Origin of the sequence: Flavobacterium psychroterrae (assembly GCF_018380615.1) — a bacterium.
In the GTDB taxonomy this organism is placed as follows: domain Bacteria; phylum Bacteroidota; class Bacteroidia; order Flavobacteriales; family Flavobacteriaceae; genus Flavobacterium; species Flavobacterium psychroterrae.
On record NZ_JAGYVZ010000009.1, the window covers coordinates 118,940 to 126,089 of the forward strand.

The window sequence follows — 7,150 nt, forward strand, 5'->3', positions numbered from 1 at the left end:
TTTTAAAATAAATAAAATATACCCTTAAAAATCAATGTTCATTCCGAGGGAAGAGGACACGAGCGATGAGAACTGGCTAAGCAATCTCCGTAATAAACTCCGTAAAGTTGGGCAACGAATATTGCGGTTGCATTATATACAAGTGATTAGAATCCCCAGCTACAAAATAAATCATTCCTCCGGAATTTCCATAGGACTTCCGGAGGAACAAACATATTGTAGGGATGGATTTTAATCCATCATACGCAAACAAAATCGACAAAGATTGTCGTTACGTTGTGTTCCAGGGATTAAACTCCCTGGCTACAAAATAAATCATTCCTCCGGAATTTCCATAAGAGTTCCGGAGGAACGAAACATATTGTAGGGATGGATTTTAATCAATCATAGACAATCCAAATTAACAAAGATTATTTAATCCGGATTCGCCAATATTTTATACAACTCGGCATTCGAAATATAGAATTGATTCTCTATACTTATTTGCGACAGTTTTGCGCTTACCAGATTATTTTCCCTTGAATTAATCAAAAATATTGAACTTTCTCCAAACGAAAACAACTTTTCCTCTGAGCTTAACATCACCATATAATCTTTTACGAGATTGTCAATAACTGTTTTTTGTCTTTTTAGAGATGCAATTTCGGTTTGCTGTGCTTTTATTTTATTTTTAAGTTCCAGTCTTTGCTGATCGATATCAAATTTTAAATCCTGCATTTTAAGTTTCGCAATCTTTAGGTTCCCACGTTCTTTTCTTAAAAAAATCGGAATGCTGAAATCGATGTTAAACTTATAATCATCAGCATTAAAGGAATCAAAATAAGCAGGTTCAGAGATATAGTTATAACCCACATTTACTTTCGGAAGCAGTAAATTGGCCTTTAGCTGCCTGTTGATTTCCAGCATTGATAATTTAGTTTCAAGTGCCTGAATTTTAGGATGCGACTCTAAGGTTTCAACATTTACCATCATCGAAGATGTTTTTAATGTTTCTTCAAGGGTCTGGATTAGGTCTTGCTCCGGTTTTACATTATCTGCCAGTTCAACAGGAACATTTTCTATCCATAAATAATTCGAAATAGCAAGTTTGGCTTTTGCCAGTTTCAGGTTTCCGTTTTCAACGTTCAATTCCCTGTTTCGAACTGTTATTCTTGCTTCAACGCTGTCAATAGCAGGAGAATCACCATATTCTATTAATTTTTTAACACCCGCAAAACGAGTACTTGCAAAACCAAGATAATTTTTATAAAGTTCGGCCTCATTAAAGCTTCTTCTCCATTCAAAGTACGCTTCACTTGCTTTGTACAAAACCTCAATCGCTTTAAGTTTTCGTTGTGCATCGCTCAGTTTGATCTGGAGTTTTCCTTCTCTTACATCTGCCATTCGCTGGTTGATAAACAAACCCTGCCCTAACGCAACACTTATTCCAAGTGACGTTAATCCGGCATCCGGCGTTCGGTTTTGCGGATTGTAATATTGCCCGTCTGTTTCATCAAAACCGGCTTTTATTTCAACACCATACCAGGTTGGGATTTTGAAACTGCTGTTTAATAACGAATAATATTCAGTTCCCTTAAATTCTTTTTTATTGTAATCTACTTCAATTTTCGGATCAAATCCTCCACGAGCCACCATAAGCATTGCCTGTGCAGTACTTACTTCAAGATTAGCTTGTTTCACCAGCGGATGGTATTTTTTTACATATCCTAAAAATTCGCTGTAGCTTAGCTCCTCTTTATTAAAATCCTGACCGTATGATGTAGAAAAGCCAATAAGAAATAAAAAAGAGAACAATGTGATATATCGTATGTTACTTTTTACCTTTTTCATTTGTTGCTTTATCATCTGAATTATAATAATTTGGTGGAAATCCGTTCAGGTTACGCCATATTTCATAGCCAACAGAAACAGTTTCCAGTAAAGCAATACTCTGCGCACCTGCGCCTATGCTTAGTTCTTTTGGCCATTTGCCTTCTTTATTATCCGGCGCAATCAGGATTCTGTATTTGCCATTTGTGCTAATAAAATTTTCTATTGCCACTACTCTGCCGCCAAAAGTTCCATAAGATAATCCCGGCCATCCTGAAAATACGATTCTTGGCCACCCATCAAACCATACACGCACTTTTGCGCCACGGTGCACTAACGGCAAATCAATAGGTTCTACATACGTTTCTACTGCAATATCATAACTTTCCGGCATGATGCTTACTACAGGAGTTCCTTCTTTAATTGTTTCACCAATACCCGCCAGTAAAGCACGATTGACATAACCGCTTTGTGGTGCTGTGATATAATACAAACCGTTTCTTAATTTATAGTTCACATATTGATTTTGAAGCTTATTTACTTGTGCTTCAGTATCATATTGTGTACTTAAAGCGGTAAATTTATCACTTCTGGATTTAGAAATTTTCTCAGCATATTCAGCCGTAATTCGATTTATTTCTACTCTGGCATTTATCAATTCATTTTTACTGCTCAAAAGCTTGTTTTGCTGTGTAATAATATAAGCTTCAGACTCTTGCTGTTTTAGTCGTTTTTGCTCAACGTCGGTCATTGGCTTTAAACCTTCTTTATTAAGAGCTGTTGAACGATTGAATTGAGTTGTAGCGATTCGTAATTGCGTTTTTACCGCTTCAAGATCCATACTGTCACTTTTAATTTTTAAATGTGCCTGTTTGATCTTGTTTTGAGCCTGCTGCAGTTTTAATTCTCTTTCAGTATTAAGTGATTGCGCCTGAACATCCAGTGAATTTACTTTATCGCCATAGGATTCTACCGCCATTTTTTTTGCATCGACCTGATCTTTGGTATTTCCAACAAGATTTGGATCTAAATAATCTTCTTTAGTTTCTGAAATAAAAAGAATCGTATCGCCTTTTTTTACAAAATCACCTTCTTTTACAAACCATTTTTCAATTCGTCCCGCAATGGTATTATGCACCGTTTGAGGTCTTTGATCCGGTTTTAAAGTGGTAACGGAACCGCTTCCTGAAATATTTTGTGTCCATGGAAGAAAAAGACAGCCAATTAAAAAAATTAAAAATCCAATGATGATTTTATTCAGGATTTTATAGTGAGGCCTTCTGGCAACGCTGGTTATCGAAGCATATTTACCCGGCGTTATTAGTATATTATTATCTTTAGAAATATTGAGCATAATTAAAGCTTTGTGTCGTTAATAATTTTTCCGTCATCGATCGTTATCATACGGTTGCACTTGTTTTTCCAAATGTCATTTTTAGAAGTAACAATCACCGTCCAGTCATTTTGATCAGAAAGTAAAAAATCAATTATTTTGCCCGAAGTCATTTCGTCCATTTTATCAACAGGATCTTCCAGAAACAATATATTTGGCTTGTGAACAATGCTTCTGGCAAGCAATATTTTTTGCACATCTGAAGCCGAAAGTTCGCTTCCGCCGGGATGAATCTGATTTTCAAGTCCGTTAGGGAAAGTCTTGATATATGGTGTCAGGCAAACATTATCCAGCGCCCATTTCAGGTCATCATTATTAATATCGCTGTTGCCAAACAATACATTTTCTCTAATTGTTCCCGCAAAAAGCGTATCGCCCTGCATAAATGTTCCGGCTTGCGCTCTGTAAGTATCTTCATCAAGTCGGTTCATGAAATTATCTGTCACATACATGGCACCGCTTTCGGGTTCCAGTAAACCTGAAAGTAAACGCAATAAGGTACTTTTTCCGGCACCATTTGTTCCTTGTACCAATATTTTTTCGCCTTGAGCGATTTTCAGATTTATATTTTTAAGCGATTTTTTATTATAACCCGGATAATTATAGGCAATACTTTCAGTTTCGATATTTATTCCGGTTTCAGTTACGTCTGATGTTTTAGGAATACAGGAAATCTCCATATCTGTAACTTGCCCAATTTTTTCTACCGATGTAAGAACATCATAAAAAGATTCGAGCCCGAAGATGATTTTTTCTACCGAATTAATCAGCAATACAATTACAATTTCTGCCGCTACAAACTGCCCAATGTTCATTTGATGATGAATTACCAAAAAACCACCAATAGACAATAAGGCAGCAGTAACAAGAATTTTAAAAATCGTAAGTTGGATATATTGCTTTTTCATTACCTGAAAATGCTTTTCACGATAATTAATATATTCGCTTACATAACCGTCATTTCGTTCTAATGCATATTCAAAAGCTCCTTTTTTACGGAAACTTTCGCGATTACGGGCAATTTCCTGAAGCCAGGCTGCGACTTTATATTTAAACTTTGATTCGTTAAGACTTGTTTCCAGTCCGTCTCTATACGAAAATTTAAAAATTATGTATAAAATCACGATAAACAAAAGCCCGATTACAGTGAAAAAGGAATGGTATAAAACCAATAATATAATCCCCAAACCAACTTGCAGAAACGCAGTACAAAAATCCAGCAAAAGTTTTGCCGTTCCTTTTTGAACCATTAGCGTATCAAAAAATCTGTTGGCCTTTTCAGGAGCATATTCAGAATACATTTCTTTAAATTTAATTAAAGGCATTCTGTAAGCGAACTCAAATGAAGATCTGACAAAAATTCGCTGTTGCAGATTTTCTACAATCCGAAGCTGCAAAATGACCAAAACTCCTCCAAAACCAACACCAATAGTTACCAGAAATACAAGTACTATCCAGGAAACACTAAGTTGTCCGCTTTGAATAAAATTAATAATCGCCTGAATTCCTAAAGGCAGTGAAAGATTTACTAAACCGGCAAAAGCGGCGTAAAATATAATTTGATATACATCGCGCTTATCGAGCGCAAGTAAATTATAAAAGCGTTTTAATGGTGTCATGAATTTATATATAAATACAAAATTAACAGAATAGATATTAAGATACGGTAAAAATCATGTAAAGGATTACAGAAATTAATATAATCTTTTAAAATAATTACTTTTTATAACATTAGGCATAATAAATTTAACTGCGGCAACATGGATTTTGTGTTTTCAAAAAAAAACACACTTCAGTATTTAAACGCACAAAGACACGCTATTGTAAAGAATATATTTCTTTTTTGCGTTCTCTTAGCCTTAATGACTATGTTCCTGTCTATTATTTTTTATTATGAAATAATATCTAATGAGATAAAAATTTATATAATAAATTGGGGAGGTCGCAAATGAATTTTACCATGAAAACCAAAGGAGAAAATGGGGTTTTCGATATAATTTCTTTGCTTGTTTTCTATTTCAAAATATAATCCTGCCAACGAAGTATCCATAGGAATCAAATAATCCAATAAAGGAATTCCTTTTGCCAGTTTTGTAGTTTTGCTATCTTTTGTTTCGTAATCGTCGATTTCTTCAGGAACTGAATTACATTTGAACACTTTTTTTAGAAAATTACAAGTAAGTCCCGTAACGGAATGTATATCAGCATTATCATAAATAATTCTAACAAAACTGTTGGATACATTTATACTGCTGATTAAAAAATAACCAATCAGCAATACTTGAAGGCATTTGCTAAAAAGACTATTTTTAATTGTATTCAACATTGCTAAAAAAATAAAAAGTTATGCTATTACTTAAATCATAATCTGTAGAAAATCAGTACGAATATTGAAGTAATTTCTTAAAATAAAAATTATTAGCGCGCAATGTAAATCTAAATTTTCGGCGCTACATTAAAATAACATTAGAATTTGTTCCGCCTCAAACAAATATTTAACTATCAAATAGTTACAAACAAACAGTAACTATTTTTTGTGGTATTTTTTTAGTTTTTTATGCATTTATAAAAAAAAAGAGACAATTAATTAGTAATAAATATTGAATATCAAAGCTTTTCTAATCTTGTTAATCATTTAAAAAAATTATGAAGTAAAGTTTTACGAAAACATTTCATATATCTAAAAATCAACAAATTAACTATTATAAATAATTATTTTATTAAAAAAAATCTTAATTTTAGTATTCCTTGTAAATATTTTATCATAACTAAATTGAATAGTATGAAATTTAAAATTTTACCTCTACGCCTATTTTTTTTAATCTTATTTGCCTTCGTCTCAACAAATACGTTTTCTCAATGTTTTGAAATTCAGAGTATACTGGTCGATGCCTGTGGTGGAATAGATGAAGGTCGTAATGAAATGGTACGTTTTAAGGTTGGAACTTCCTCTTTAAATACAAATGTTCTTACTGTTACGTGGCCAAATAATTCCTGGCAAGGAGTTGTTCAAAATGCTACAACAGCTTTAAAAGTGGTCTGAAAATATTTATATGATTTTTCAAAATAATGCCAATAATAGCGTTGGGCATTTTGCTAATTTTGGACCGGCACCAGGTCCTCGCACATTTTCGATGAATTTTGTGGGAAGTTGCAGTGATACCGTCATTTACGACAGAACATTGCTAACGGATACAAACGGAAATAATGTAGCGGCAGATGGAGCAACCGTAAATTTTACTCCAGCCGGAGATGCTACATATTCTAATTCAGGATGTAAAGCTCCAACACCACCTTTTACCGTTGATGCCGGACCACTTAATTTAACAGCTTGTGCAGGAACAACCATTACCTTAAACGGTGTTGCGCTGGGACAGCAATCTGTTGTTTGGTCATCGCCTTCGGGAATTTTTTCTTCGGCAACTACAACAATTACAGATTATATAATTCCGCTTGCATCCGGAGGAACAACTCTGGTATTGACATTAGAGGCGACAAATAGTTGTGGTTTTAAAATTTCTGATGTTATCAATTTATCTGTAACAACGAGCGTAACGCCGGATTTTGCAACAACACTAACTTTGTGTCCAACGGATATTCCGCCAATTCTTGCCACAACATCGCCTAACGGAATCACGGGAATTTGGAATCCCACAGCAATTAATTCTTCGGTTAGCGGAAATTATATTTTTACCCCAAATACAGGACAATGTGCCACGACTTCAACTTTGTCTGTTACCATTACACCTGAAATAATTCCTGACTTTGATACAAGTTTGACTTTGTGTCCAACGGATATCCCGCCAATTCTTGCCACAACATCGCCTAACGGAATCACGGGAATTTGGAATCCCACAGCAATTAATTCTTCGGTTAGCGGAAATTATATTTTTACCCCAAATACAGGACAATGTGCCACGACTTCAACTTTGTCTGTTACCATTACGC

General features: G+C 34.4%; 5 protein-coding genes. 1 reads left to right on the top strand and 4 read right to left on the bottom strand.

From position 1 onward, the window contains the following. Positions 1–414 precede the first annotated feature (414 nt). From KHA90_RS11235 to KHA90_RS11250, 4 genes are all read right to left on the bottom strand, one after another. Positions 415–1,830 (bottom strand): TolC family protein, encoded by a 1,416-nt coding sequence (locus tag KHA90_RS11235; RefSeq protein ID WP_213299365.1) that lies wholly within the window; start codon positions 1,828–1,830, stop codon positions 415–417. Then, positions 1,811–3,163: an HlyD family secretion protein gene (locus KHA90_RS11240; protein WP_213299368.1), complete on the bottom strand. Its 1,353-nt coding sequence runs from the start codon at positions 3,161–3,163 to the stop codon at positions 1,811–1,813. Before KHA90_RS11240 ends, KHA90_RS11235 begins: the two co-directional genes overlap by 20 nt. A gap of 2 nt (positions 3,164–3,165) precedes the next feature. Continuing rightward, on the bottom strand, positions 3,166–4,821 hold the full coding sequence (locus KHA90_RS11245; RefSeq protein WP_213299370.1) for a peptidase domain-containing ABC transporter: 1,656 nt from the start codon (positions 4,819–4,821) through the stop codon (positions 3,166–3,168). A gap of 302 nt (positions 4,822–5,123) precedes the next feature. Next, positions 5,124–5,528, bottom strand: a complete 405-nt coding sequence (locus KHA90_RS11250; protein ID WP_213299373.1) for a hypothetical protein — start codon at positions 5,526–5,528, stop codon at positions 5,124–5,126. A gap of 456 nt (positions 5,529–5,984) precedes the next feature. On the opposite strand from KHA90_RS11250, the gene KHA90_RS11255 reads away from it, so the two are divergent. Beyond that, positions 5,985–6,245 (top strand): hypothetical protein, encoded by a 261-nt coding sequence (locus tag KHA90_RS11255; RefSeq protein WP_213299376.1) that lies wholly within the window; start codon positions 5,985–5,987, stop codon positions 6,243–6,245. Positions 6,246–7,150 lie beyond the last annotated feature (905 nt).

Bases quoted from the DNA above. Each gene is read 5' to 3' on its own strand.
- KHA90_RS11235 (WP_213299365.1), bottom strand. From the start codon at position 1,830: ATGAAAAAGGTAAAAAGTAACATACGATATATCACATTGTTCTCTTTT.
- KHA90_RS11240 (WP_213299368.1), bottom strand. From the start codon at position 3,163: ATGCTCAATATTTCTAAAGATAATAATATACTAATAACGCCGGGTAAA.
- KHA90_RS11245 (WP_213299370.1), bottom strand. From the start codon at position 4,821: ATGACACCATTAAAACGCTTTTATAATTTACTTGCGCTCGATAAGCGC.
- KHA90_RS11250 (WP_213299373.1), bottom strand. From the start codon at position 5,528: ATGTTGAATACAATTAAAAATAGTCTTTTTAGCAAATGCCTTCAAGTA.
- KHA90_RS11255 (WP_213299376.1), top strand. From the start codon at position 5,985: ATGAAATTTAAAATTTTACCTCTACGCCTATTTTTTTTAATCTTATTT.